Origin of the sequence: Priestia sp. Y58 (assembly GCF_029522095.1) — a bacterium.
Lineage (GTDB): Bacteria > Bacillota > Bacilli > Bacillales > Bacillaceae_H > Priestia > Priestia megaterium_E.
This window is the reverse complement of the sequence record NZ_JAKWFL010000003.1, coordinates 1-26,599: the sequence shown is the minus strand read 5'-3', so window position 1 is coordinate 26,599 and position 26,599 is coordinate 1. Positions and strand designations below refer to the sequence as shown.

Sequence of the window (26,599 nt, the reverse complement as noted above, 5' to 3'; positions counted from 1 at the left end):
CTTATCTATTCCTCAACTTTTGCCCGTTGTTTAATGAGTTAAAATTCTCAGGTGAGATGTGCGGGTTTTAAGCATTTTAATCTAAAGTCGGACCTATTCGCTGTTTGTTTCCGTGCTTAACCTGTACGTTGACCTTCACATTTATTGAGTCTTTTGTTAAAGGAATGGCCCCGTTGCTTTGAACAGCTTTCCATTTACGCAGTTCTTTTTTGTAAAGAACATGAGAAAGCCTGTAAACATCGCTGTTTATACTTAAGCCTTGCGCGTACGTTTCAATAATTTGTTTCTTAATTTTCTGTTCAGCTTCTTTTTTTATAGTCGATAGTTTTTCGTGCTGCGGCATAACTAAAATCGTTGCTTTTGCACGAACTTTTATATTAAATGTTAAATTACTACCTTTTATAACAGGTTCAATTTTTACTTTTTTCTTATCTACCACAAGATCAATATCGGAATGATCAGGCAGCCTTACCCGTAAACCAGCTCGTACGAATTCATCCGTTATCCATCTAAGCCCTTTGATTTTATTCTCAGAAAAAACGCCTTTTAATTCAGATGATGTAATAGCCACTGCTCCGTTTACTTGAATAGCTGTTTCTCTTTTTTGATCCGTTGTTAAATGTTCCTTAGTCTGAACTAGAGGAATGTTTACTTCGTGACTTGGTTCATTAAGGTGGATAATGAGCTCTCTTAAATCAACGGGTGGAATAAACGAGTTTTGTTTAAAAATCACTTTAGGATCGCTCAAGCGAGAAAGAGCGTTAGATACTTCGAACATAGGCGTAGCTAACAACGTTTTTTTCAAAGGACTTTTCGTAGCATACATCCAGATGTTGTATCTCGTTTCCCGATAACGATCTAAAAAATCCACCGCAGATTTGACAGCGCCATGCTTTAACGCATCGTCCGTTAGAACAAGGAAAGCTAAGTGCCCAAAAAAGATTCTGCGCTGAGAAATTTGATAATATCTAAAAATGGCTTCATCAATAGTTTTACCTGTTGCATAGCCAACTTCTACTTTGATTTGGCCAGCGCCAGCACCGCTTGCCTCTGATTTTGCTAATAAACTTAAATTAATTGTCTGCAGGTAGAGAACGTAACGATTATTTTTAAAATCTACCCCCATTCCTTGTGCATATACCATTTGTTCCGGTTCATTCGTATCCCAGCACCCCGAAAGAAACAATAAAAAAGAGCTCATAACAAGTATAAGTAAATTCCTTATGTTCCTTTTCACTAACTTTCTCCTTCTTCGCGAGTGGAATCGCTTGGGTTAAGCATACTAGCTCTTGTTGCTTTTTTACTTTCGGGAAGGCGGAAGAGAGATTTTAAAATATTTTTCGCGTCTAACCGGGTTGCTAATTCGAAATAGGGCACACCAAACGTTCGAATGTTTGTAATATAGATCATGACTAAAAAGATGGAAATAAAAAATCCAAAAAAACCCAAGATGCTGACACAGATAATACAAAAAAAGCGGATTAGTGAAATTGTTCCTATAAGAGACTGATTCGCTAGCGTAAACGTAGCAATCGTAGAGCCTGCAATGACAACAAGCATGGCAGGACTTGTTAAACCGGCTCTAATGGCTGCATCACCGATAATAAGCCCTCCGATTACACTGAGTGTCTGCCCGACGGAAGTCGGCAGTCTAAACCCTGCCTCTCGAAACAATTCAAATAAAAGAAGCATTAATATTGCCTCAAGAGAGGTAGGAAACGGGACACCTCTTCTTGCTTCAACAATCGTAGCTAATAGACTGAGCGGAAGCTGATTTTGATGAAAAGCCGTCATTGCCACCCAAAAACCCGGCAAAAAAGCAGCGATGGAAAGCCCGAAGATTCGAAGAATACGCTCAAAAGAGCTGTATAAATATGTATTTTCTTTATCCTCAGATCCTTTTAATAAGTAAAAAAGGTTAATGGGTGTAACATACGCATATGAAGTTCCATCAATTAATATAATGAACCGGCCATTTAACAGAGATTGAACCGCAAAATCAGGTCTCCCTGTATAAGCGTGGCGTGGAAAAAAGCTATACGGATTTTTATTAATGAGCTCTTCTAACTGTGTTCCGCTGAAAATACCGTCGATATCGATATCCCCTAACTTCTCCATAATTTCGTCAAGTATCTTCTTGTCAGCTACATCTTCCATGTATAAAATGCTTACTTTTGTTTTTGTTCGTTTTCCAATCTCTAAAGAGTTTGTTAACAAGGAAACCGATTTAAGACGCTTGCGAATTAAAGCAATATTGACAGGTAAGTCTTCAATAAAATTATCTCTAGGACCCAATATGGTTACTTCATTTTTCGTTTCTTCTGGGCTTCTTTGAGGACGGTCCGAAATATCGATAGACAGAACAGATTGTGGTGATCCAAAATCAATGAATAATTTCCCAGAAAAAATTTCCGAAACTGCCTGCTCTTCATTTTGAACGATAGAAACTGAGGGAAGGTTTAATAATTTTATGATCTTGTCTCCTTCTACTTCACCCTCTAACTTAGCGCAGCATTCCTCTAATCTTTTAGGAATCATTTCATATAGCATTTCCGTACTAACTAGACCGGTACAATAAATCATAAGCACTCGTTTGTTATAAAAATAAACGGTCTCGAAGTTAATATCGCTGCATTTTCCAAATAAATCTCTTAATGTACACTCATTGATTATCTGAGAACGAGAAGAACTTTCTTTTAAAAGACTTTCCGTCTCTTGTTTTTTAGAGCTGTAGCCTTTTTTCTTCTTAAAAAATTCCACTCTTATCCCTCCTTGTTTTATGAGAAAATAGAAAGACTATGCCTGCTAAGAAAAGAGAGAAAGCAACAAATAACCAGAAAGTAGCCGGTATGATTGTAAAAAATAAAAGATTTGAAAAAGCAAAGTCCGTTATAGGAGCTAGTGTACATACAGTGATAACCACTAAAATGAGTAAAAGAAACCTTTTTTGGCCTTTTTGAAACGCAACTAATTCTTTCATAATAAAAAGAAAGGTCGAAATGCGGATAAAGGTACCCGACAACCACTGATAAATAGATAGAAAGTCGATATGCTCTATAAACTTTCCAAGTGATGCAATTCCCCATTCTTCATAGGGAGGGAAACGTTGCTTAGAGGCTTCTACAGGGCCAAATTCAGTAATTGCTCCAATGAGAGGCCCAATCGTAAGGCCTGTTAAGAGAATTGCAGCCACCGCTAAATGCTTATAGCGTATAGGCTGCGGTACTTTGTGCTGCAAAAAAATCAGCAGCAGCAGCTCTACCATCCCTGATCCTTGAAATACAATACTTTTGATAACAGGAAAATAGCCATTTTCTAAAACAGGCTGCAATAAAGAATAATCTTTAAATTGAAAGTTTGTAAAAGAAACAAAAAAACCTAATAGCACAATAAAAAATAAAAGAAATACGTTTACAATGCTAATCGTTCTAATACTCGTAGCAGCAAGTAAGCAACAGGTAAAACCAAATATCAAAACAAGGATAATTAAAGGTGTTCGCTGAAGGAAAATAATATTAATCCACGTAATCGTCTCTCGTAAAGTGACGATCTCCATAATGGTCAAATAAGCGATTGTAAGAAAAATAACGACATTGGTAAATGGCTTATTCATATGTTTTTTCATCCATTGAAAAAGATGTTCGCCTTTTGTTTTTTTATTTACATATACGAGTAAAGGAACCCATATGAGCGTTAAAAGACAAGTAAGAAGAACGGTGATCCAAGCATCTCGTCCTGCCGTTTTAATTAATGGAGATATAAGCATCACATGAGTTTTTAAGCCAATAAACGTCATTGAAAGAAGGATCAATTGAAAAACAGAAATTGAGTCTGACTTATTTATGGTAACCACTCCTTCTCTCCGGCAAATTTACTACTGGTAGCTTATCCTAAATTTCTCATAATATAATGGAAAATCCTCACTCGAAAAATAAAAAGAGCTGTTTTATACGTCATATTTCTCACGTATAAAACAGCTCAGCCTGTTATTCACTTATTTTCACAAAGCCCTATTCTCTGCACATTATTCACTGTGTTCAATTACTAGTTAGCTGGACTTCTTTCTTATCTTCATTTTCTTCTATTTCCGCTTCTTCTATATTCACAAAAGGTTGATCAGCAACGGTCACAAGCTCGCCGCCGCAAACATGGCGAACAACGGTTACTAGCTCTGGAAAAGCGGGAAATTTGCCGTATAACGTTTTTAAAGGAAGTGCGCCTTTACATATTTTACTGTTATGTGGTTCATACCCTTTGAGCGTATCAAGCAATAATTGTTCGCCATTTTCAGTCAATTTGATATAGGTGTTTCTTTTATCATTTTCTCTTTTGAACAAATGCAGATATCCTTGGTTTTCTAATTTTTTCGAAAAATTAAATGCTGTAGAGATATGCATAGCTCCTAAATTAGCTAACTCTGACATAGAAATTTCTCCCGTGTTACTAGCCAAACATAAAATATGATGCTCATTTACGTTTAGACCATAAGGTTTCACCCATTGCTCCCAGTCATCTTCCGCAGCTCTCCAGATGGCTTTACTTACCTGCATTAATTTGAATCCAAACAATGATGCATCTTTTATTGTGTATTCACTTTCTTGTTTCGACATACTCTCATTCCTTATTTGTAGGCTGTTGTAAGTTAGTTTATTTTTAAAGCGTGTAAAAATATTTTTATTTCATCTAATTTATCAGCATACCTACAAAATCAGACGAAAAAATACACGTACAGTTTAATTTATCAGCTTTATTCCACAATATCTCTGCAATTCTGAAGAAATGTCTACCAACTAAAAAGAGTTGCTTACCTTATTTTTATTAAAAAAAGTAATACGTGTCTTTTTAATGACTAATAGATGATGCGGATTCTAAGTGAGCAAATGCTTGTTCTAAGTCTGCAATTAGATCTTCCGTATCTTCAATTCCTACAGATATACGAACTAGTCCTTCGGATATTCCAAGAGCTTTACGTTCTTCAAGCGTACATTCTACGTGACTAGTCGTTCTTGCCGGGCCGTAAATCGTTTCAACCGCTCCTAGATTACCGGCTTTATTTGCATACGTTAACCTTGGCAATAAAATTTTAATGGCTTCCATTTCTCCTTTTAACACAAAGCTTAATATTCCGCCAAAGCCTTTCATTTGTTTTTTGGCAATATGATGATGAGGGTGTGTTTCCAATCCTGGATAATAGACGGCTTCAACAGCTTCTTTCTTTTGAAGAAATTTAGCAATTTCCAAAGCGCTTCGTTCTTGTTGACGTATGCGTAATTTTAACGTTTTCATTCCTCTTAAAATAAGATACGCTGACATGGGATCCATGGTCGCGCCATTGATCTCACGGTAGTGATACACATGCTGCATTAATTCTTTAGAGCCGCATACTACCCCTCCTAAGGCATCCGCATGTCCGCTTAAAAATTTTGTTGCGCTGTGAATGACAAGATCTACCCCTAATTGAAGAGGGTTTTGATTAATGGGTGTCGCAAACGTATTATCAATAATGACGACTGCCCCTACTGCTTTTCCTGCTTTCGCTATTCTTTCAATATCAATAATTTTCATCGTAGGATTTGTAGGTGACTCTAGATATAGCACTTTGCACCCTTTATTTACTTCTGCTTCAATTTCTTCATGATTTCCCGTATTACATAAGGTTACATCAACTCCGATGTTAGGAAGGAACTCAGTGAAGATTTTATTTGTTCCTCCATATGTATCTTTTACCGATACGACTCGGTCTCCCGGTTTTAAAAAAGTGTATAATGTGCTGCTGATAGCCGCCATGCCGGAGGAAAATGCGACCGCTTCTTCTGCTACTTCAAGTATCCTTACTTTTTCTTCAAAAGCTTTAACCGTAGGATTACTCATGCGATTATACGTATAGCCTGGTTTGTTTCCTAACGCAACTTCTTGCCATTCATCTACATCATCATAATTGTACGCTACGCTGAAGACGACAGGAACTTGAGTGGCATTATAAGCAAGCGATTCTTTTTCTCCTGCCCATACCGCTTTTGTTCCGTCTTGTACATTTCTAAACTGTTTGTCTGTCATTCACCCATCACCTCTGATTTTATTAATTAGATAATGATTAGATTATATATTGTATACAATATACTGTATATAGTACAGAATAATCTGATAATAAAATATACGTACATTCCTCATTAAATTTAAAGAGGTTGAGATATAACGAAATGAATCCAATCAACTGCTAGAAGAACTTAAAACAAATCGAACCTACGCTTACCATAACAAACAAAACAAACCACTAATCAAAAATCTTGATCAATGGTTCATTTTTTACTTCGTCTAAAATACTTTTGTCCCAGCCTCTTTTTTTATTCGGCTTTCACCAAAATTTTCACCTGTTCTTTTTCTTTTAATAATGTCTCAAAACCTTCTTCAATCACCTGTTCTAGTTTAATACGTTTTGTCACCAGTTTATCAGCAGAAAAATAGCCTTTTGCCATTAAACTGATAACCGCTGGAAATACATCGCGGTAGCCAATAATACCTGTTACTGTACGCTCTTGTAAAACGATTGTTTGGGGATGAATGGACGCTTCTTTTTCAAATCGTGCCATCTTAATGCTTTCATTCTACTCAGCTCCTATTCTTATTTGAAAATTTAAAATCCCTATGAACTCTCAGCTTATAAATTGAATTTTTTTAATCTGTTATAAAATGTACTTCTTGGTATATCTAACAGCTTAGCGGCAAGTGACACATTTCCCTGCGTTTTACGTAAAGCATCCATCATTAAGTCTTTTTGAACTTTTTCACGAAATGTGAGTGCGGGTAAGGACGTAAAATCATTTTCTTCTATTTTTTGTGAAGTATCAAAGTGGGAGATGCTTTTCTGACCGCCAAGATTTAAAGAACTTAAATAATTCAATACTTTCTCTTTTTCTACTTCCGTGTTTAGTGAGATTTTCAAGCGTTCAAGTACATTAAATAATTCTCGAATATTGCCGGGCCACTGGTAATCTATTAATTTATCCACTAATTCTTTGGGGAAATTAATATTCCAAGCATTCTTTTGACAAAAGTAGCGCATCAGATATGGAATATCTTCTTTCCTTTCTCGCAAAGGCGGAACATGCACGGGATACACGTGAAGCCGGTAATATAAATCTTCTCGAAACGTCCCTTCACCGACAAGTTGACGAAGATCTCGATGAGTAGCGGTAATAATCCGGATGTCTACTGAAATTTCCTGATTGCTTCCAACAGGTGTTATCTTGCGTTCTTGCAATACTCTTAGTAAAGAAACTTGCATAGAATGAGGAAGCTCACCTATCTCATCAAGAAAAATCGTACCATGATTAGCCTGCTCAAACTTTCCTTGATATCCTTGACGCCGTGCTCCTGTAAATGCTCCTTCTGCATAGCCAAATAATTCACTTTCCATAAGTTCCTTCGGAATGGCACCACAATTAAGAGCAATAAAAGGTCCGTTTTTACGCGAGCTGTTTTCATGAATTGTTTGAGCAATTACTTCTTTTCCGGTACCTGTTTCCCCTAAAATATAGACCGTTGTATCCGTAGGAGCCGCATGCTTTATTTCTTCTAGCGTTTGCTGAAAGGAACGGCTTATGCCCGCTTCTCCTTTAAAAGAAAATGATTGAGCAGGGATCTGTGTAGTTGTTTGGTTATGGTGCGTTTCTTCTGATAAATAAATAATCTTGCCAATAGAATGACCGTGTCTCTTTGAAATTACAGGCACTTCCATCACTATACGAAATCCCTGTTGTACAATCGTATTCAACTGCAGGCCTGACCATTTTGGTATACATTCTCGCACGGTTTTGCTTGCTCCCACAATCACTTCTTTGTAATTGCAAAGCAGCAAGAGCTGTTTGCTATCAACAAAATTCATAGAAGCGTGAACCAACTCAATTTCATCTTTGTGCATTCGAATGCTTAACTCCCGTTCAATTGTATACGCAATGGACGTAACCATTCCAAGTGTATAAGGGTGAGCTCTGTTTACAGGACAAGAAATATTAATAATCCCAATTAAATTTCCGTCGTCATTTCGAACAGGCGCTGCCGAACAGCTCCATTGATGCGAAGCAATTGAATAATGTTCTGTACCCGTTATCATAATGGGCTCTTCCGTTTGCAGAGCCGTACCGATTGCATTTGTGCCTACTTCTTTTTCTGTCCAACAGGCACCTTCCACAAAATTAATTTTCTTTGCTTCATTCAGTGTAAGTCTATTTCCTGTAATAGATAAAATATAGCCTTCTGGGTCAATTAATAAAGCAACCATCCCTAAGTCCGCTGCTGATTGCCTGATTCTTTCTAAGTGCGGCAAAGCCGTCTCAAGAAATAAAGAGTTCATTTGTTTTCGAGAATGAAAAGCTTCGTTTTTTAAAATCGATCTGCCTTTATCTAGGTAAGGATTAACATCTGCGCTTTTACAGCGGTGCCACGATTTCACAATGATGTCGTTTAACCTTGAAGATTCAAGTGCACCTTCGTTTACAAAACGTTTCCATGTGTTTAAAGAAAGTGTGGATTCCATTTCTTACCTCTCCCCTATAAACTTAATTGAATATAGTAAATCAAGGCTTGTTACTATTATTATAAATCACAAAGAAAGCGTTATCATTACCAAAGATAGATTCTTAAACTTACGTTATGTAAAAATTATAGAAAGACTAGACGAGGATGCAGGAAAACTCCTATCTCTCTTGCATGATTCCTTCATCCTCTAGTTTATCTTTTTAAGCCCTTCATTTTTACTTTTCATTCCTAAAGAGCTTAATCATTTAGGACATTTGTATAGTTAAGAGTGAACGGCCTGACCCGCCGACTGCAAAAGAGCTTCGTGAATGGCTTCAGATAATGTAGGGTGGGCAGCGATAAAGTCTTCCATTATATCTGTGGTCAACTCTCCATGCATCATAATGGTTCCTTGTCCAATTAATTCTGTAGCATGTGAACCTACAATGGAAAGCCCAATAATTTCATTAAACTGCGGTTCTACGATTACTTTCACTTTTCCAACGGACTCATTGGCAATCATCGCTTTGCCGTTTGCCGTAAACGAGAATTCTCCGACGCGAATATCGCCGTATTCGCTTCGAGCCTGCTTTTCTGTCATACCGACACTTGCAATTTCAGGGTGAGTATAAATGCAGCGTGGTACAGCTCGGTAATTTACGCTCTTATCTTTTCCGCATGCGTGTAAAGCAGCAACTGTGCCTTCATGAAAGGCGACATGAGCAAGCTGAATTCCGCCAACTACATCTCCACAAGCATAGATGTTAGGTATATTCGTTTGCATATGCTCATTAACATCAATTCCTTGTTTTGAAAAATGTACGCCAACCTGTTCTAAACCTAAACCTAGCACTCTAGGTTTTCTTCCAATTGAAATTAATGCATACTCAGCTTGCAGTTCATGCAGCTCTTCTTTATGTTTAAATAGAGCCGTTTTATGTTCTGGCTTCATTTCTGTTAGCGAAGCGGATGTATAAATCCCTACGCCTTTTTTCTCTAACTCTTCCTGTAACGTAAATGCGATATCGGCATCTTCACCAGGAAGCAGCTGATCTGCCGCTTCCACAATCGTTACGTTTGTTCCCATTTGACTGTAAATGCTTGCAAATTCACATCCAATTACACCCCCTCCTACTATTAAAAGAGATGAAGGGATAGCAGGCAGCGACATTGCTTGTTTACTGTGAATGATCCACTTTCCATCAAAAGGAGCAAATGGGAGGCTAGCAGGTTCTGAACCCGCAGCAATAATAAACTGTTCAGCCTCTACCTCTTCTACGCGATTTTCGTTTCGCACGGATAGACGATGATTTGTCAAAAAGGAAGCTTCTCCTTTCATGACTTTAATACTGTTCTTTTTCATCAAATAGCCAATTCCACTGACCAAGTTTTTAACAATAGCTGTTTTATGATGCTGAACGCCATCCCAGTTAATTTTCACTTGTTCTAAAGGAAGAGTGATGCCGAATTGCTCAGCTTGCTTAATTTTCTCATAGGCTTCCGCGCTTGCTAATAATGACTTTGTTGGCATACAGCCCTCATTTAAACATGTTCCACCTAAATCTTTTTGTTCGATTAACGTAACTTGTTTTCCTTGCCGGGCGGCAGTAATTGCCGCCACATATCCTGCAGGACCGCCGCCAATGACAACTAAAGGTTTCACGGAATGCACCCCTTTCTATAAGAGTAGTAAAATAGGCTGTTCTAAGTATTGTTTAATAGTTCCAAGGAAATTAGCTGCAGGTGCTCCGTCCAGTACGCGATGGTCAAACGTCAGGCTTAAAGGCAGCAAGTTTCTTTTTTGTAATTCGTCTCCTTTATACATCGGTACATCTTCAGTAGCTCCAACACCAAGAATTCCTGTTTCAGGCGGGTTTAATACAGGTGTAAAATACTCTACTCCGTAAGCACCGAGATTAGTAATAGTGAATGTAGAACCTTGCATCCTATCAGTGCTCAGCTGACCTTGCCGAGCATCCGCTGCTCGTGTTTTAATCTCTGCAGCTAATTCAACTAACGACATCTTTTCAGCATGCTGCATAACTGGAACAACTAACCCATTTTCTAAGGCTACGGCCATTCCAAGATGAACATGGTTATAGAGTTGAATTTCGTTATCAATATAGGCACTGTTCATTTGTTTGTGTTCTTGAAGTGAAAGAACAACAGCGCGAGCAATAAAATCAGTTAGAGAGATTTTCACCTTATGGCGTTGCTGGGTCACATCTTTAATTTCTCGTTGAAGAGACAGTAAATCCGTCACGTCAGCTTTCATATTAATCGTTAATTGGGCACTGTTTAATAAACTGTTATGCATTCGATTTGCAATGACTTTCCTCATGCCCGCTATGGGAAGAGTTTCTTTGTTTATAGCGGTGTTATCTCTTTCTACCGTTTGGGGACTCGCTTCTGAAGCTCTTTCCGCCAGCACTTTTTCTACATCTGCTTTGGTGATTCTTCCTTTTGGTCCTGTGCCTTTAATCGTTTCAACATTAAGGTTTTCAGATTCTGCTATTTTCCGTGCAATTGGCGAAATGCGCACAGTTTCTTTATTCTTTTTTGATGGAGCTGCGTTTGCTGGCGGCTCTTCTAAAGAGATAGCAGCCGCTACCTCGTTTTTAGGCGCTTGCAGCTCATTTGCTGAACGGTTCTGCTCAGTGAGCTGCTCGTTTGGCTTTCCAACATAACAGATAATCGTTCCAGGAGGTACTCCTACATCTTCTTGTACAAGAATATCAAGAATCACACCGTCCTGCGGCGCTTCAATATCCATTTCGATTTTTTCAGAATTAATGCTTGCAATCATATCTCCTTTTGAAACGGAGTCTCCAATTTTTTTGTTCCACGTCGAAACGGTACCTTCTTTCATTGCCATACCTAGTTTGGGCATTACAACCTCTGCAGCCATTTGCTTCCTCCTCCTTTTTTAAAATTACACGCTTAGAAGCGATTTATCTCCTAGCAACTCCGATACAACTTCAATTACTTTTTGCGGTGTTGGCAGATAAATATCTTCTAATGGAGGAGAAAATGGCACAGGTGTATGTGGTGCTGTAATTCGTTTAATAGGTGCATCAAGCATGTCAAATCCTTTATCAGCAACTAGCGCAGCAATATCTGTTGCGATGCTGCATCTTGGATTGGCTTCGTCAATGACAATTAATCGATTCGTTTTTTCTACAGAAGAAAGAATGGTCTCTTCATCAAAAGGTGATAAACTTCGCGGATCGACTACTTCTACATCAATTCCTTTGTGAGATAATTGATCTGCTGCTGTAAGCGCAGTATTTACTTGTTTTCCAATGGCTACAATGGTTAAATCTGTTCCTTCGCGTTTTACATCCGCTTTCCCTAACGGAATTGTATAGTAGCCTTCAGGAACCTCTCCTTTCATGTTGTACAATGTTTTGTCTTCAAAAAAGATAACCGGATCATTGTCTTCAATAGCTGCTAACAATAACCCTTTTGCATCGTAAGGGTTAGAAGGTACGACTACTTTAATGCCAGGAATGCTAGTAAACAAGGCGTACAAGCTCTGAGAATGCTGAGCTGCAGCCCTAAATCCAGCTCCGTGGGTTGTCCGAATCGTGACGGGAACTTCAGCTTTTCCTCCAAACATGTATCTAAATTTTGCGCCTTGATTCAGCACTTGATCTAAACAGCAGCCAATAAAGTCATTAAACATTAATTCTGCAACCGGTCTTAACCCTGTAGCTGCCGCTCCCATTGCAGCTCCTATATAAGCTGCTTCTGAAATAGGCGTATCAAGAATTCGTTCACGTCCAAATTCTTGTACAAGCCCCTTTGTCACTCCAAGGACCCCGCCCCAAGCCTCATCATCTTGCAGGTGGTCAATTTCCGCTCCGCCAGCTACATCTTCTCCCAAAAGAATCACATTCTCATCTTTTCGCATCGCTAGTTTCATAGCTTCATTAATAGCTTCAGACATGCTTAATTTTCTAGTCATTTCCTTTTCCCCCTTTAATTAATAAGATACATAAACATCCGTTAATAGTTCCGAAGCATCAGGATAATCGCTTGTTTCTGCTAGCTCAACTGCGCGTTTTACTGCTTTTTCTACATCGCCATCAATATCTCTAAGCTCTTTTTCTGTTACTACTTGTTCTGAAAGCAAGTAATTTTCAAAAAGAGCGATCGCATCTTTTTCCTGGAGATGTTCTTTCTTTTCATTTCCTGATTTATACGTTTGTGCGTCGCCTTCAAAATGTCCGTAATTTCGATACGTTACACATTCAATTAACGTTGGCCCTTCTCCTCTGCGGGCTCGTTGAATAGCTTCTGCAGCTGCTTCATAAACTGCCATCACGTCTTTTCCATCCACTCGTACACCTGGAATGTTATAAGATGCGGCACGGTCCGCAATCGCGCTGCAACTCGAAGCATAAGAAAATGGAGTTGCCTCTCCGTAGCCATTATTTTCAGCAACAAAAACAACCGGCAGTTTCCAAATCGCTGCTAAGTTAATTCCTTCATGAAACGTCCCTTCATTGCCCGCTCCGTCCCCAAAAAAGCAAACGCTTACATCTTTTGTCTTTTTATACTTAGCAGTTAAAGCAGAACCGCATGCAAGCGGAAAGCCTCCTCCTACAATTCCATTTGCTCCTAAAATTCCTTTATCTAAATCCGCGATATGCATGGATCCGCCTTTTCCTTTGCCTAACCCGGTTACCTTTCCAAAAAGTTCAGCCATCATGCCATCTAAATCGCCGCCTTTAGCAATACAATGACCGTGTCCCCGATGAGTGCTCGTAATACTGTCACTGTCGTTAAGATGAGCGCACATTCCAACCGCTACCGCTTCTTCACCTGCATACAGATGAACAAAACCAGGCAGTACACCTTTTGCGAAAATTTGATGTACTTCATCTTCAAACTTTCGAATTTCTACCATTTTCTGATACATCCAGCTGGCTTTTTCTTTCGTAAGCTTTTCTGTTTTGTTTTGAGCAGTTTTCATTATGGTAAGCCTCCTCATTTGATTATCAAACTTCACTTAACTACTATTGCAAGTACCGTGCCAATAGTAAAATCGCTTTATACTAGCAATCTATTGTTTTATTTCGCCTTTTGAAATTAGACAAAATTGGACACTGTTCCAACTTTGTCTAACTTTGTCCAATCTTAGAGGAATCAATTATGTAAACTGAATTTAAGGTGCATAATAAGCGTGTGGGTTAAAAATTACATTGAATAATTAGCAAGAAAGCTTTTATGTAAATATGATATAATGCTGAAGGAATCGTCTTCATTTTGAAGAACACCAAAGCTCTTAAAGGAGGTTGATTAAAGTAAAACGGATTTTATAGAAGTTTCACCGTAAAGTTGGATGTAAATTAAACGATGAAAGATGAGGTGAAAACCTGGACAACATCCAAAGTTCTCGTCACTAGATGACATATCGCCAGGTTACTGTTATGCACAATGCAATTCAACACATTACAAGTTTTTATGTATACGCAGCCATTATTATATTTATCATTACATATTTTTTGATTATGACCGAAAAGATCAATCGCGCTTCGGCAGCTCTTTTAGGTGCTATATTGATGATTTTGTTAGGTATTGTTGACTTTAATAAGGCCATTATGGAACACATTCAGTGGGAAACGATTGTCCTTCTTATGGGTATGATGATTTTAGTCGGCATTACAAACAAAACAGGCGTGTTTCAATACGCAGCCATCAAGTCGGCTAAAATCGCTAAAGGTGATCCGGTTCGAATTCTAGTTATTTTATCAATATTAACAGGCGTCGGATCAGCATTTTTAGACAACGTAACAACCGTGTTATTAATTGTTCCCGTTACATTTTCCATCACTACTATTTTGAATATTAATCCTTTTCCATTTCTTATATCAGAAGTGCTGTTTTCAAATATTGGAGGAACGGCAACTTTAATAGGCGACCCGCCTAATATTATGATTGGGGCAGCGAATCCTCATCTTGATTTTAACGCTTTTTTATTAAATTTAGCTCCTGCAGTACTAATTATCGGTGTTGTTACACTAGGAATTCTTGTTCTTATTTATCGTAAAAAATTAAAAGTAGAAGATAGTAAAAAACAAGAGCTAATGAGTTTAAATGAAAAAGATTATATTCAAGATTCCGTTTTAATGAAAAAATCGTTAACGGTATTAGTATTAACGATTCTAGGTTTTACCCTGCATTCCGTTTTACATATCGATGCCGCTATGGTAGCTATTACAGGTGCAGCTGTATTATTGGTAATTGGATTAAGAACCCATGATGAAGTAGAAAGCGCTTTTGATTCTGTTGAATGGACAACGATTATTTTCTTTGCTGGTTTGTTTATTCTTGTCGGGGGATTAATCGATGTAGGCATCATTAAAAAGCTGGCTGCAGGCGCGTTAAACGTTACAGACGGCGATATCGCACTGTCAGCCTATCTCATTTTGTGGATTAGCGGAATTGCATCAGCTGTTATTGACAACATTCCTTTTGTTGCTACAATGATTCCGCTTATTCAAGATATGGCTCACGGAATGGGAATGAGCCCTGATTCTGCTCAAATCAGTGTACTATGGTGGTCATTAGCTCTAGGAGCATGTCTGGGAGGAAACGGTACGTTAATTGGAGCATCTGCCAACGTCATTGTAGCTGGCATGGCTGTAAAAAAAGGACATAAATTTTCATTTATGGATTTCTTAAAAATTGGAGCTCCAATCACACTCGTATCTCTTTTGATTTCAACGTTATATATCTTCCTTCGCTATCTTTTATTTCTGTAAGGGAGAGAAATTAAAATCTACACGAACAGTAAAAAAGACTTCTCAGCTGAGAAGTCTTTTTTGCTCTAGATATATGCGCTCAGGCAGCCCAGATGAAGTTGATAATAAAAGCGGCGCTAATGATATACATAATCCAGTGAATTTCCTTCGCCTTGCCTGCTAACAGTTTAACGAATGTATAAGATAAAAACCCTAGCGCTAAGCCTTCGCCAATACTAAACGTTAACGGCATCAAAATAATGGTACAAAAAGCAGGTACAGCATCTGTTATCTCATCTAAAGGAATGTTTTTTATTTCCGTTAACATGAGAGCTCCAACCATAATTAAAATAGGGGCTGTAGCAAAAGAAGGAATAATGCTAATTAATGGCGTAAATAAAAGGCTCACTAAAAACAACATGGCAACGACCAGTGCTTTAAGGCCCGTTTTGCCTCCTTCTGCAATTCCCGCAGCATTTTCTACATACGCGTTCATTGCGGTAGATCCCATAGCCGCGCTGGCTACAGTCGCAAGAGAATCTGCCATAAGCGCTTTATCTAACCCTTTAATTTCTCCTTTTTCATCCATTAATCCAGCTTTTTTAGATAATCCAATCATCGATCCTAAATTATCAAATAGCTCCACAAGTGTAAATGAAAAAATAATAGAAAAAAGACCGTAATGAAGAGCTGATTTAATATCCATTTGTAAAAAAGTTTCCGACATGCTCGGCATTGAAAACGAGACTACGCTGCTGATGCTTTTAGGTGCTTCTACTATGCCCAGCACCATCCCGGCAATTGATACTAGCAAAATGCTAATCAGGGCAGCTCCTTTAATTTTTCGAGCAGTTAATACAGTTACCGCGATAAAACCTAACAAAGCGAGTAACGGGCCCGGTTTTGTAAGCTGACCAAGGGCTACTAAATTTTCTTTGTTGCTGACAATAATTCCTGCTTGCTTAAAACCGATAAAAGCAATAAATAGACCGATTCCAACAGAAATAGCACTTTTTAAAATAGCGGGTATCCCTTCAATAATTTTCTTGCGTAAGCCTGTTATTGTTAAAATAAAAAATACAACCCCTGAAATAAATACAGCTCCTAAACCTGTTTGCCACGTTAACCCTTCACCCAATACCACTGTGTACGTAAAAAAAGCGTTTAGCCCCATTCCTGGTGCTACTGCAATAGGCATGTTCGCCCACAGTGCAAACAAAAGAGTGGCAAAGACAGTGGCAAAAATCGTCGCCGCAATGGCCGCTTCTTTTGGAATGCCTGCATCTGCTAAAATCGTTGGATTAACAAAGATAATATAGCTCATCGTTACAAAAGTAGTAATTCCAGCAAGAATTTCTGTTTTTACATCTGTTTTGCGTTCGGTTAAATGAAACAGCTTATCTAACCATGAAGGAGTAGGTGCTGATTTTTTTGTTAGTTCCATATGCTGAGCTTCCATTTTTTCATTCATCGCCACTTGCTTTTCACTCCTTTAATGATCGATTGGATTTTTTTAACTAGTTTTTACAGCCCCTTTATCAACAAGTGTATATTCAGTCATTTTCCCCCTCCTTTTTTATGAAAATATCTATAAAAAAAGCCGTGAAAACAGAAGGGAATCCTTCTATCTTCACGGCTCTTTGCTTCTGTAAACAGAAGATAAGCATCCGTCTTTTACGTGTTTTGCGAAACACACGATTTCATCGCACGTTTTGCAATTTATATAGAGAAGTTATTTAAAGCAAATAACTGTACAAGAATTTTCGGTAACAGGATCATAATCTCTAAATAAAGAAGTGACCTGGATATCAAATAAAAGCTCCACTTTTTGCTTTAGCATTTTTTTATATTTAGTCGACAAAGCGGCATCAAGAGACATCACTAATTCTCTATATTCTTCACTGAGGGCTTCTAGTGCCGGCATTCTTTTTGATTGAGCTAGAATAAGAATTTTATTATCAATAATATCTATTTTTTGAGTATTCACGCCTACATTAAAAATCTCCTGGCTAATTTGAGTATACAAAGTAGCTATCTTCTTTTTAGAGATCGGCTCCATATGCTTCACCTTTTTCATTGTTAAAAATGTGTTTTGCTATCTTGTTTTTACTTGATTATCGTCCTTTGACCAGCTGCCGATAAATTCAGGCTCATTATAGTCGAAGAAATTGGTTAAATTCTCATGGCGGTTATCAATAAAAAGCTGATTAGCGACTTCTGATACGAGCTTCGGTATCGCATATTTTAGACCTGAAAGAGCGGAAGCAGAAATTCCACAGCTAATTAAAGCGGAATAATTAAAAGCAAAAAGGCCATATACTATTTTTTGACCTTCCCCATCGCGATTTGAAAAAGCAAAGCCATTACTAAGATAAGGGTGGGCATCCAATACTGGATTGGCGATTTCATGTGGTGCTTTGTAATGATCGCTCCAGCGGGCGATGTGTTTCTCAACAAGTCGCAATTCTGGACGCAGAGCAGGATCTGTTAGAAGCCCTGTGCTAATAATTAAATAGTCAAATGTAAAGATTCCCTGAGGAGTTGTTACAACTGCTTTGTTCTGTTTTTCTTCGACATCCAGCCACGGTGCATGTACGTGTAAATGAAAACCCGGCCATGAGGAAGCGCGTCCAAATGTATCATTCGTAGGTGGCTGGTTGTATTCGAAAAAATGAGCCATCACTTCATATTTTTCAGCATCTGAAAAAGCGTGGAAACGTTCAATCATTCCTGAAGCTTCCATTTGTCTGATTGGGTTAATACGCGGAAGTTCTTTTCGGCGAACAAATACATGAGCTTCAGCAACCCCTTCAGAAAGCGCATAGTTGGCGTTATCAAACGCGGAAGCTCCTCCTCCTAAAACAGCTACTTTTTTGTTCTTCAACGTAGTAAAATCAATGGTTTGGGAAGTGTGAGAATAAAGGTGAGGCGGCAACTTTTCAGAAATCATAGGCGGGACGTGCCACTCTCCTCCTCCTTGAATTCCTGTAGCTAGTATAACTTTACGTGCCATCAGTGTAGGACACGAAGCTCCATTCCCTTCAATATGCAAGCGATGAATACCTGTTTTTCCCGGCTCAATTAACGTTAATTTTATTTCATTTGCCACAGGGAGGTTAAGAATGCTCCGATACCAGCGCAAATAATTCATCCAGTCTCCTCTTGGAATTTTGTCAAGAGCTTCCCATCCTCCTGAGCCAAATTGTGCTTCCCACCACGCTTGAAACGTCAGTGAAGGAATTCCTAAATCGATAGATGTTAAGTTTTTTGGTGTTCTCAGCGTAATCATTCGCGCATACGTTTCCCACGGCCCTTCTAAACCCGAACGGTTTTCATCAATAACAAGAATATTCGACACGCGTTCTCGCAGCAAACCAAAAGCCGTTCCTAAACCGCTTTGACCTCCTCCAATAATGATTACATCATATACGTGTCCGCTCTTAGGGATGATTGGCCTTGCTTCTGTTGGTTTCCTGAAGGAAAGGTAAGACAGATCGGTTTCTACTCTTTTATTTAAAGCTTCTAAGCTCATTGTTATCTCTCCTTTCAATAAAGTTTCTTTCTAATAAAAGTTTATTTTAAACCTTACACAAAATGATAGGTTTTATAACATCGTTTAATTTATATTTATATTATCACTTTTGGAATATGATTGTATCTCCATTCTCTCTAAAGTTTTTTTGGCAAATTGTATAAAATCACTAATATAATTTTTTTATATCTTATGTATGGAAGCATATTTACATCGTTTAAAAGGAAAAAACCATTACAAAGTTTAAGGAAGAAAGCTTTTCTGACATAAATTTTAAGAGAAACATGTGCGAGTTTGTGACAGTTATTTGTTAATTACGCTCTACTACTTGACTATCGTATTCATCAAATCTATAGTCATAATTAGTAACTCAGCAAAGGGAGTCAACGTATGAGAAATTTATTTAAAATAACAGCTATATTTACAACGATTGTTATGTTTATTTTAATGATTGCCGGCAGTCTGGTCACAACCACAGGATCTGGATTAGGATGTGGAAATGAGTGGCCACTGTGCAACGGGCAGTTAATACCCGAATACGCGGTAGCAACAATGATTGAATATACGCATCGTTTGATTACCGCATTTGCAGGTCTTCTTGTTTTAGCATTTTCTATTTGGGCTTGGATTCGTTATCGCAGAAACCGTGAAGTGAAAATTTTAGCGATTATGAGTATTGCATTTATCGTTATCGAGTCATTACTCGGGGCTTCAGCAGTTATCTGGCCTCAGTCGGCTGAGGCGCTAGCACTGCATTTCGGTCTTTCGCTTATTGCGTTTACCGGTGTATTTTTACTTTCCATCTTTGTTATTCAAAAGGACCGTTCGGACCATTTTATTAAAGGAGCGGTTACAGGCAAATTTAGATGGCTCGCATGGTTTACGCTCATATTTACCTACTGCGATATTTATTTAGGTGCATATGTACGTCACAAAGGTGCAAGCTTAGCATGTACAAGCTTTCCTGCTTGTTATGGCAACACTCTTATTCCAAAGCTATCAGGAACAACAGGCATTCACTTTGCCCACCGATTTGCTGCTCTTGTGCTGTTTGTTCTTATCATTTGGATTATGGTATCTGCCATTAAACAGTATAAAGAAACCCGCCGTGATATTTACTATGCGTCCATCATTGCAGTTGCTTTAACCGTTGCTCAAATATTTAGCGGTATCTTTGTTGTCATGTCTCGTTTAAATGTCTTTGCTACACTGTCTCACTCGGCGTTTATTACAGCGTTATTCGCTACGCTTAGCTACATTTGTGTACAGGCTTTAAAAGGTAAAAGACGATAAAACAAAAAAAACACGTGCAGTTCATAACTGCACGTGTTTTTTTTGAGTTAAGCTAGTTCTATCCCGCCTGTAATCCCGTAAACTTGAGCTGTTACGTAGCTTGCATCCGTTGAAGCTAAAAATACGTATACATTTGCTAACTCTACCGGCTGACCAGCGCGCTGCAAAGGTGTATCTTGTCCAAAACCTGGAATAGCGTCGCTTGGCTGCCCTCCAGAAATTTGCAGCGGCGTCCAGATAGGTCCTGGAGCAACTGAGTTGACGCGAATACCTTTTGGAGCTAGTTGCTTGGCTAGTCCGCGAGTGAATCCGTTAATGGCAAACTTTGTAGCTGCATAATCTAATAAATTAGGACTTGGGCTATAGCCTTGTACAGAACTTGTGGTAATAATAGAAGCACCTGCTGGTAAATAAGGCAGCGCTGCTTTTACGGTCCAATATAAAGAGAATACATTTACTTCAAAGGTTTTGCGCAGTTGGTCCGTTTCTAAATCAGCAATATCTTCTACTGCCTGCTGTTTACCTGCTACGAGCGCTAAAACGTCTAATCCATCTAATTCCTTATAAGCTTTTTCTACTAGCTCTTTGCAAAAAGATTCTTCGCCTACATCACCAGGTATGAGTACTGCTTTTCTTCCTTCTGCTTCAATAAGCTTTTGTACTTCTTCTGCATCAGCTTGCTCTTGTGGCAAGTAATTAAGCGCAACGTCCGCTCCTTCTCTTGCGTAAGCGATAGCTGCTGCTCGGCCAATACCTGAATCTCCACCTGTTACAAGAGCTTTTCTGCCTTTTAATTTACCTGCACCTATGTAACTGTTCTCCCCGCAGTCTGGGATGACGTTCATTTCTTTTTGTACACCGGGCGGTTCTTGATACTGTTTTGGATAGTCTTCATGGAAATATTGAGTTAATGGATTATTTAGTTTTGACATATTCGTCACTCCTTTATGAATGAATCCTTAACCAACTAAGGAAAAGTTTTCTATATACTTGTTCTTCCCGTCTGCTTCTTTAATAAACATGTTTGATGTGCTCTATTATCCTCACTTTTCTTTCATACCCCTTCCCCTTCAATCAACAGCTAGAAATAGCTGCATACATGAAACCTACGTTCACCATCACAATAAAAAAATCCGAACGAGTCGAATTCTCTATTAAGAATCTCGATTCCTCGTTCGGATCGCCTTTCAACTAAAATACATTTATCCCCCCTCTTTAAATAAATGGTGAGAGCTTTGTATTTTGCTGTGAACAGTAAGCTTTCTTTCTCGTCTGTGCCCGCTACTCTGTTAGTTCCGCTTGTAAAGGTTTTGATTCTTCTTCGGCTTCTTTAGGAGTGCGAACGATTAACACATCACATTTTGCATAGCGCAAAATATGCTGAGATACACTTCCAATTAAGATACGCTCTACCGCGTTTAACCCGGTTGCACCGCATACAATTAAATCAACGTGCTTGTCTGGTGCGATTTTTTTAGATATTTTTGTTTTAGGAGAGCCGTGTTCAATTAGTGTCTCGACTCTTGTTACTCCAGCTTTGATGGCTAGGTTACGATAGTTGGTTAAAAGTTCTTCAGCAAATTTCTCTGCATCTTGAAAGCGTGTATCCGTATAGAATGCATAAGGTGATGGACTTAACGCCTGTATATCGATAACGTGACAAACTATCAAATGAGCGTTATTTTTTTTCGCACTGTTAACTGCTTTTTTGAACGCCCACTCCGCTTCTACAGAACCGTCTACTGCTACGAGGATGTTACGATAAGCCATATTCATCATAATCTCTCCTTTGTCTTTCATTTATAAAGAACTTTCCTTGCTACACTTTTATTTTACTTCTTGCGAAAACGAAAGTATGTGATTTTTATCACAATATATAGAAATTAATAAAAAATAAAGCCGTGTGTAGTGCACGGCTCCATTTTTATTGAACTTGCGAGTTAAAAGTCATTATCCAAATAGATCCTGCTACAATCGTAATAACAAAAACGATTCCAAGTATTAAAGCCATCACATTATAACGAGGCTTTTCTCCGTCTTTAATATGCATGAAGAAAAACAGTTGAATGAAAAATTGAAGCACGGCCATTCCTAGAATGCTAGCTGATAATATATTTTTAGCAAGTACGTGGTTTAATACCAGCAGCAGAGGAATAACGGTTAAAATAATCGAGAAAATAAATCCGATTGTATAAGCTTTTAACGACCCATGGTTCTCCATCTACATCACCCCCATTAAATACACAACCGTGTAAAGGAAGATCCAGACGGCATCAAGAAAATGCCAGTATAAGCTGATAATCGTCACTTTTTGTTTTGTTACAGAGGTAATTCCGTATCGTTTTAACTGGATTGTAATTGAAATCATCCAAATGATTCCGACCGAAACGTGCAGCCCGTGCGTACTAACTAGCGTATAGAAAGCTGTGAAAAATGCGCTGGTGGAAATGGTTGCTCCTTCATGAACCATTGTTTGAAATTCATGAATTTCAAGTCCAACAAAGCACATACCTAAAAGCAGAGTTACGATTAGCCAGCCAATTAAAGGCTTTATTTTTCCCTTGTGCATGCTCAACACGGCTAATCCGCTCGTAAAGCTGCTCGTTAATAAGATAAACGTTTCAGAAACAAATCCTGGAACTTCAAATAATTCCTTTCCTGTAAGACCTCCTGCAGTATGATTAATAAGAACGGCATACGTAGCAAATAATGCTCCAAATAAGATGCAGTCCGTTACGAGGAAAAGCCAAAAACCCATAACTTTGATTTCTTCATCATGTTCATCATGATGTTCTTCGTGGTGCGCTGTCGCATAAGCCATGTCAGCCAACCCTCCCTACTGAATCTTCTGTATGTCGAATTTCATCCACTGGAATATAATAGTCCGAGTTGTATTGAAAAGAACGAGCTAGTAAACAAGCTCCGACTCCTGTCAAACCGAATATCGCCATCCACACCCAGTGGAACGTTAAGCCAAAGCCAGCAATGAACCAGAAAAGCGACATGATAAATGGAATACCTGAATTCTTAGGCATATGAATCGGAGAAAAAGCAGGTGTTTCCTTCGCTTTTTTCTTTTTTCTTTCTTCTTTTATTGTCCACCATGTATCTTGCCCCGTTACTGTTGGAATCACTGCAAAATTGTAGTGCGGCGGCGGTGAAGGGATGGACCATTCTAATGTACGTCCATTCCAAGGATCCCCTGTTACATCTCGTTCTCCGTACTTAATGCCATGAAGAATCTGCCATGCTTGAAAGATAAACCCTATGCCCATAAAGAAAGCTCCGACTGTAGAGATAACGTTCAGCGGTCCCCAGCCCATGTCAAAGTCGTACGTATAAATACGGCGTGTCATTCCCATAAACCCTAATGCATACTGAGGCATGAAGCATACATAAAAACCAATATTCCACGTCCAAAACGCCCATTTGCCAAGACGGTCATTTAACTTAAAGCCAAACATTTTTGGCCACCAATAGTACAAACCTGCAAAAAAGCCGAATACAACGCCTCCGATTAACACTTGGTGAAAGTGTGCAACTAAAAAGTAGCTATTATGATACTGATAGTCTGCGGGAGCTGCTGAAAGCATAACACCGGTTGCTCCTCCCACAACAAAGCACGGGATAAAAGCAATTGTCCATAGCATTGGCTGCGTTATTTGAATACGGCCGCGGAACATCGTAAATAACCAGTTGAACACTTTAACACCCGTTGGAATTCCGATAGCCATCGTCGTAATAGCAAAAAACACATTCACATTAGCGCCTGCACCCATCGTAAAGAAATGATGCACCCATGTGAAATACGATAGAACGCTAATAATCATCATTGAAAAAACCATAGACTTATAGCCAAATATCTTCTTTTGAGAAAACGTTGCAACGATTTCAGAAAAAATGCCGAATGCAGGAAGTACAACGATATACACTTCAGGATGTCCCCACATCCAAATTAAGTTAATGTACATCATCGGATTTCCTCCGCCGGTCATAGTAAATAAATGTCCGTCAAAGAAGCGGTCAATAAACAATAAAGCAAGCGTTACGGTTAATACAGGAAACGCGAAAATGATAATAATACAGCTTGCTAGAACAGACCACGTGAATAACGGCATATGCATAAGTTTCATGCCCGGCGCACGCATTTTTAAAATAGTCATAATAAAATTAATTCCAGAAGCCAAGCTGCCAATACCTGATATTTGAATACCCCAAATATAAAAATCTTGACCTGGTCCAGGACTGAACTGCATGCCAGAAAGCGGCGGATAACTCAACCATCCTGCATCTGGCGAGCCGCCGATTACAAACGACAAATTAAAAAGCATGGCGCCAAAGAAAAATAGCCAAAAGCTTACCGCGTTTAAAAAAGGATAGGCGACATCTCTTGCTCCAATTTGAAGCGGTACAACAATGTTAAAGAACGCAAACATAAGCGGCATTGCCATAAATAGAATCATAATGGTTCCGTGCGTAGTAAAAATTTCGTTGTAATGATTAGAATCTAGAAAATGCCACTGAGGGAATGCTAGTTGCATACGCATTAATAATGCATCTACTCCGCCTCGAAACAGCATTAACAATGAAGAAAGCATATACATAATACCAATTTTTTTATGATCCACCGTTGTGAGCCACTCACGCCATAGCCACTTCCATTTTTTAAGATACGTAAGAACAAAAATAATACCGGCTAGTGTTAACAAAATGGCGACATCTGCTCCATAAATCATCGGTTCTCCAGTCACAAAAAAATGAGATGAAAAATCTTTTAATTTGTCTAACAACTTAGTTTCCTCCTTCCTGGTGCTCATGCTGTGCATGTACTTGTTCTTCAGAAGCCACATTCATAGTCTTCATGTCTTTGTTTTTCATATGGTGATGCTGACTATAATATTGACCACCGTTTTTAATGACAATTTCTTGGAATAAGCCTTTAGGAATGGTAGAATACGATTTTCCCAAGGAAAGACCTTGTTTTGCGAGATTGTTATAATCAGCTTTTGTTAAAGCAGGTGATGTTTCTTTCACTTGCTTTACCCACTGATTAAATTCTTTTGTCGATGTAGATTTAACTTTAAAGTTCATATGAGCAAACCCTTCACCCGTAAAATTAGCGCCTGAACCAAAATATTCTCCCTTGTGATCAGCTTGTAACCAAAGCCCCATTGCCATTCCCGGCATGGTATATAATTGTCCTCCCAGCTGGGGTACCCAGAAAGAATTCATCGGTGCATCTGACGTTAGCACGAATTGAACAGGCACACCTTTTGGAATTTCTACATAGTTGACTGTCGCAATATCTTGATCCGGATATTGAAATAACCATTTCCAATCAAGAGATGTTACTTCAATTGTTAGTGGCTTTACATCTTTTTGCGGCGGATCTACTAAGTCATACGTCGTCTTGGCCGTAGCGAAACCCAAAATACCGATAATAATAATAGGGATCCCCCACCAAATAAATTCAAGACGCTTGCTATCGTCCCAGTCTGGCCGATACGGAGCCTTGTTTCCAGGCTTATCACGGTAGCGTAAAACGATATACACAAGCAGACCTAAAACAGGAATAACAACAATTGTGCATAAAATTATGGAAAAAATAATTAACTGGTATTCTTTTTGAGCCACCGCCCCCTGCGGATTTAAAATCAAATAACGACTATCACAGCCTGCTAAAAAAATTGTGATGAATACGGAGAGAATGATTAACTTGCTAATATGCGTTGGTTTTTGCTTTCTCACCTAAGTTCAGGCTCCCTTCCTCTAAATCTCTGTACATAATAATGATATATAAACGTTCATATTAGAGATGCATCTCAACGGTTCAAAGAGCTAATAACCTCCTAACATATTGAAATTTGTCATGACATATTGCTTACTCCTAAAAAATTATCATGTTGTATCATTAAAAGGTGTGATATTTATCACACTTGAAGCGGTTTTTATCTATTTTGAATACCTTTACCATAATTTCGTCACATATTTGGGTAAATGTGGTGTGTAAGAGGAAGGTCAGCATTGCCTTGTGACTAGCCTAATAAAAGAAAAAAACTCTTCCCGTTTTTATTAACTGAAAGAGTTTTTTATAAGTACTAGATGAAGTATTGAGTTTTAACATTTACTGATTTGCCTATTTGACCTGCTGAAACATCCAATCAATCATTTTCTGATTTTGGTACGCGGGAACCCATGAAGCATGATCATACTTTAATTATTTAGAATATTCAGTATATAGCGGATGCCCCCAGATTTTTTGTAAATTCATTGCACCGTTATTTATATTTAAGATGAAACACTCCTCATAAAGAAAACTATATTTCTATTTTCAAAGAGACTTATCACTATAGCAATATCTTTTAAAAAAGCTATCTACTTTTGAACTGAACCCAAAAAGTTAGACACGTTATTTAGGCAGCTAATGAGGATTGAATTCTGTATTCTACAGGGGTCAATCCTTTTAATTTTTCTTTTATTCGCAGATGGTTGTAATAGAGGATATAGG

General features: G+C 38.5%; 22 protein-coding genes and 1 pseudogene. 2 read left to right on the top strand and 21 right to left on the bottom strand.

The features are described from left to right. Positions 1-76: 76 nt before the first annotated feature. The 11 genes and pseudogenes from MMB68_RS10210 to MMB68_RS10160 all read right to left on the bottom strand — a co-directional run bounded on the left by MMB68_RS10210 (position 77) and on the right by MMB68_RS10160 (position 13,495). On the bottom strand, positions 77-1,237 hold the full coding sequence (locus MMB68_RS10210) for a Ger(x)C family spore germination protein (protein ID WP_264409091.1): 1,161 nt from the start codon (positions 1,235-1,237) through the stop codon (positions 77-79). Next, positions 1,237-2,760 carry a spore germination protein gene (locus tag MMB68_RS10205; RefSeq protein ID WP_221782651.1) on the bottom strand — a complete coding sequence of 508 codons (1,524 nt, stop codon included), beginning with the start codon at positions 2,758-2,760 and terminating at the stop codon, positions 1,237-1,239. The genes MMB68_RS10210 and MMB68_RS10205 overlap by 1 nt, the downstream gene beginning before the upstream one ends. After that, entirely contained in the window at positions 2,747-3,853 is a 1,107-nt protein-coding gene (locus tag MMB68_RS10200; protein WP_277548802.1) for a GerAB/ArcD/ProY family transporter, read from the bottom strand. Before MMB68_RS10200 ends, MMB68_RS10205 begins: the two co-directional genes overlap by 14 nt. Positions 3,854-4,037: 184 nt before the next feature. Then, on the bottom strand, positions 4,038-4,610 hold the full coding sequence (locus MMB68_RS10195; protein WP_221782647.1) for an HTH-type transcriptional regulator Hpr: 573 nt from the start codon (positions 4,608-4,610) through the stop codon (positions 4,038-4,040). Between the two features lie 232 nt (positions 4,611-4,842). Further along, positions 4,843-6,057 carry a cystathionine gamma-synthase family protein gene (locus MMB68_RS10190; RefSeq protein WP_221782644.1) on the bottom strand — a complete coding sequence of 405 codons (1,215 nt, stop codon included), beginning with the start codon at positions 6,055-6,057 and terminating at the stop codon, positions 4,843-4,845. Positions 6,058-6,344: 287 nt separating this feature from the next. Then, a pseudogene (locus tag MMB68_RS10185) lies at positions 6,345-6,581 on the bottom strand (butanediol dehydrogenase); the annotation flags it as partial. Positions 6,582-6,658: 77 nt separating this feature from the next. Then, complete coding sequence (locus MMB68_RS10180; RefSeq protein ID WP_221782643.1) at positions 6,659-8,536, bottom strand: sigma-54-dependent Fis family transcriptional regulator; 1,878 nt, start codon at positions 8,534-8,536, stop codon at positions 6,659-6,661. A gap of 264 nt (positions 8,537-8,800) precedes the next feature. Further along, complete coding sequence (gene lpdA, locus MMB68_RS10175; protein ID WP_221782642.1) at positions 8,801-10,180, bottom strand: dihydrolipoyl dehydrogenase; 1,380 nt, start codon at positions 10,178-10,180, stop codon at positions 8,801-8,803. A 15-nt stretch (positions 10,181-10,195) separates the two neighbouring features. Continuing rightward, the gene (locus MMB68_RS10170; RefSeq protein WP_221782641.1) at positions 10,196-11,425 is read right to left on the bottom strand and encodes a dihydrolipoamide acetyltransferase family protein; all 1,230 of its coding nucleotides are present in this window, start codon (positions 11,423-11,425) and stop codon (positions 10,196-10,198) included. A gap of 24 nt (positions 11,426-11,449) precedes the next feature. After that, positions 11,450-12,484 carry an alpha-ketoacid dehydrogenase subunit beta gene (locus tag MMB68_RS10165; RefSeq protein WP_013082775.1) on the bottom strand — a complete coding sequence of 345 codons (1,035 nt, stop codon included), beginning with the start codon at positions 12,482-12,484 and terminating at the stop codon, positions 11,450-11,452. Positions 12,485-12,502: 18 nt separating this feature from the next. Beyond that, positions 12,503-13,495, bottom strand: coding sequence for a thiamine pyrophosphate-dependent dehydrogenase E1 component subunit alpha (locus tag MMB68_RS10160; protein ID WP_136789441.1), 993 nt, complete (start codon positions 13,493-13,495; stop codon positions 12,503-12,505). Positions 13,496-13,952: 457 nt separating this feature from the next. Between MMB68_RS10160 and MMB68_RS10155 the strand changes: the two genes are divergently transcribed. Beyond that, positions 13,953-15,287 (top strand): ArsB/NhaD family transporter, encoded by a 1,335-nt coding sequence (locus MMB68_RS10155; RefSeq protein WP_277548799.1) that lies wholly within the window; start codon positions 13,953-13,955, stop codon positions 15,285-15,287. Between the two features lie 79 nt (positions 15,288-15,366). Here the strand turns inward: MMB68_RS10155 and MMB68_RS10150 are convergent, their stop codons facing one another. From MMB68_RS10150 to MMB68_RS10140, 3 genes are all read right to left on the bottom strand, one after another. Continuing rightward, the gene (locus tag MMB68_RS10150; RefSeq protein ID WP_221782640.1) at positions 15,367-16,743 is read right to left on the bottom strand and encodes an NCS2 family permease; all 1,377 of its coding nucleotides are present in this window, start codon (positions 16,741-16,743) and stop codon (positions 15,367-15,369) included. 255 nt (positions 16,744-16,998) lie between these two features. Continuing rightward, complete coding sequence (locus tag MMB68_RS10145; protein WP_013056580.1) at positions 16,999-17,325, bottom strand: Na-translocating system protein MpsC family protein; 327 nt, start codon at positions 17,323-17,325, stop codon at positions 16,999-17,001. Between the two features lie 36 nt (positions 17,326-17,361). Continuing rightward, a complete protein-coding gene (locus tag MMB68_RS10140; RefSeq protein ID WP_221782639.1) occupies positions 17,362-18,798 on the bottom strand; it encodes an NAD(P)-binding domain-containing protein in 1,437 nt (478 codons plus the stop codon). 390 nt (positions 18,799-19,188) lie between these two features. Here MMB68_RS10140 and MMB68_RS10135 point away from each other — a divergent pair, with 390 nt between their 5' ends. After that, positions 19,189-20,091 carry a COX15/CtaA family protein gene (locus tag MMB68_RS10135; protein ID WP_221782637.1) on the top strand — a complete coding sequence of 301 codons (903 nt, stop codon included), beginning with the start codon at positions 19,189-19,191 and terminating at the stop codon, positions 20,089-20,091. Between the two features lie 47 nt (positions 20,092-20,138). On the opposite strand, the gene MMB68_RS10130 is transcribed toward MMB68_RS10135, so the two are convergent. The 7 genes from MMB68_RS10130 to MMB68_RS10100 all read right to left on the bottom strand — a co-directional run. Continuing rightward, positions 20,139-21,023, bottom strand: coding sequence for an SDR family oxidoreductase (locus MMB68_RS10130; RefSeq protein WP_013056577.1), 885 nt, complete (start codon positions 21,021-21,023; stop codon positions 20,139-20,141). A gap of 349 nt (positions 21,024-21,372) precedes the next feature. Continuing rightward, the gene (locus tag MMB68_RS10125; RefSeq protein WP_221783413.1) at positions 21,373-21,867 is read right to left on the bottom strand and encodes a universal stress protein; all 495 of its coding nucleotides are present in this window, start codon (positions 21,865-21,867) and stop codon (positions 21,373-21,375) included. Positions 21,868-22,015: 148 nt separating this feature from the next. After that, entirely contained in the window at positions 22,016-22,312 is a 297-nt protein-coding gene (cyoD, locus tag MMB68_RS10120) for a cytochrome o ubiquinol oxidase subunit IV (protein ID WP_269871613.1), read from the bottom strand. Further along, a complete protein-coding gene (gene cyoC / locus MMB68_RS10115; protein WP_277548798.1) occupies positions 22,313-22,912 on the bottom strand; it encodes a cytochrome o ubiquinol oxidase subunit III in 600 nt (199 codons plus the stop codon). It lies immediately after the preceding gene. A gap of 1 nt (position 22,913) precedes the next feature. After that, entirely contained in the window at positions 22,914-24,881 is a 1,968-nt protein-coding gene (gene qoxB / locus MMB68_RS10110) for a cytochrome aa3 quinol oxidase subunit I (RefSeq protein WP_277548797.1), read from the bottom strand. 1 nt (position 24,882) lies between these two features. Continuing rightward, a complete protein-coding gene (locus MMB68_RS10105) occupies positions 24,883-25,839 on the bottom strand; it encodes a cytochrome c oxidase subunit II (protein ID WP_221782629.1) in 957 nt (318 codons plus the stop codon). 665 nt (positions 25,840-26,504) lie between these two features. Further along, a partial coding sequence (locus MMB68_RS10100; protein ID WP_251399788.1) for an IS3 family transposase occupies positions 26,505-26,599 on the bottom strand: 95 nt, incomplete at its 5' end.